General features: G+C 68.6%; 1 pseudogene. It reads left to right on the plus strand.

Going from position 1 to position 325, the window contains the following annotated elements:
• Nucleotides 1–325, plus strand: a pseudogene (locus G6R25_RS24750) (IS5/IS1182 family transposase); the annotation flags it as partial.

A 325-nucleotide genomic window follows, 5' to 3' on the forward strand; every position in this document is an offset into this window, starting at 1 on the left:
GAGCCTGCTGATCGCGGAGCGTCAGCGTCGTGGCACCCGCAGCGGTACCCGGACGCTGTCCGCGCTGGGGCAGGCCGTGATGGTTTTGCGCTGGTTCTGTGACGGGACCAGGGCCAGGCAACTATTCAAAGATCATGGCGTGTCCCGGTCGGCGGGGTACCGCTGTCTGTACGAGGGCGTCGCCGTGCTCGTCTGGCAGGCTCCTGACCTGCGCGAAGCGCTGATGCGGGCCAGGATCGCCGGTTATGACCACGTCATCGTCGGCGGCACGGTCATCGAGACCGACCGGCTGCGGACCCCCGGGCCGACCGAAGGCGTGGACCTG

This window comes from Candidatus Frankia alpina (assembly GCF_902806485.1).
Classification (GTDB): domain Bacteria; phylum Actinomycetota; class Actinomycetes; order Frankiales; family Frankiaceae; genus Frankia; species Frankia alpina.